Genomic DNA, 1,292 nt, shown 5'->3' on the forward strand with positions numbered 1-1,292 from the left:
ATGGCGTCGCGCAGGGCTGCAACGCCACCCGGTCGCATGTCGCCCGCTCCAGCGCAGTCAGGGCGCCGCTGCCCATCAGCGCCGACGCCGGGGCGCCGAGCAGCCGTTCAAGCGCCGGATTGACATAAACGATCGGCATGCCGGGCTGGGTGGCGTCGGCGATCATGATGCCGTCGTTGCTCCAGGCCAGCGCCCGGTTTCGCACCCGAAGCGCACGGTCGGTGTGACGGCGCCATTGCAGTTCGACGATGAACGCGATCACGAACAGCAGGATCACCACTGTCGTGGCGACCGCCCAGCCGAGATAGAGGCGGGCGTTGTCACGCCAGGGACCGAACACCGTTTCCACCGATTCGCCGACGACGGCGATGACCGGATAGTCGGGTGCCGAGCGGAAGGCCGTGATCCGCTCCACGCCATCGATCGGGCTGACCATGCGGATGTGGCCGACAGGATGCTGCCTGATCGCCTGCCATAGGTCCCTGTTGGCAGGTCCGCGAGCGATGACGGCATCGAGCCCCGCGTTGCGGGCGATGACGACACCGTCGGTGCGCAGCAGCGTCGCGGCACCGTCCGCGGTCAGGCCGAGCACACGGTAATAACGGGCGAAGGATTCGACCGGAATGTCGGCGACAGCGATGCCGGCGAAGGTGCCGTCATCGTTATCCAGCCGCCGCGATACCGGTATGAGCTGATCCTGTGCTTCCGGTGAGACATAGGGAGTTCCGATCACCACGCCACGTGGCGCACTGTCACGGGCGATGCGAAACTCATCGCGGTCGGTGATGCTGCCCTGGAAGGTGGCCCGCCCACCGCCCATCGTCATCAGGCCGGAGGCGTCGTAGACGCGGACCCCCACCACCAGCCCCTCTTCAAAGGCACGCCGGGAGTCCAGGCGCATCGAGCGGTTGCGCTCCGTGTTGGCGATCAGGTCGAGCAGCAGGTCGTCGACCCGGCGGAAGGTCGAAACCGCATGCTCCTCCACCAATCGGGCGATGACGGCGGTCTTCTCGTGCGCGGTCAGGTCGAGCAGCCGCTCTTCCCGGTAAAGCCGGTCGAGCAGGATCCACCACAGGGCGGCTATGGCCAGCGCGACCGCCAGGGCGGGCAGGACCAGCCGGCCACCGAAACCGGAGAAAAGCCAGAGCGCCCGCTTCACGTAAACCCCGAACGCAGTGGATCGTCCGTCGGCCGCGCCCACCGGCGATTTGCGGACGGCGGCGGCAAGCCTGCGCAAGCATGCCGCAACGACGGTGCCGACGCAACGCCGCAACCGGCAAGGTGGCGGCACT

1 protein-coding gene is annotated in these 1,292 nt (G+C 67.6%); it reads right to left on the reverse strand.

Annotated features, from left to right (window positions below; genetic code table 11):
* On the reverse strand, positions 1 to 1,159 hold a 1,159-nt coding region (locus I71_RS11500; RefSeq protein ID WP_244433772.1), incomplete at its 3' end, for a PAS domain-containing protein.
* Positions 1,160 to 1,292: the final 133 nt, after the last annotated feature.

The organism is Azospirillum sp. B506 (assembly GCF_000333595.1).
In the GTDB taxonomy this organism is placed as follows: Bacteria; Pseudomonadota; Alphaproteobacteria; order Azospirillales; family Azospirillaceae; genus Azospirillum.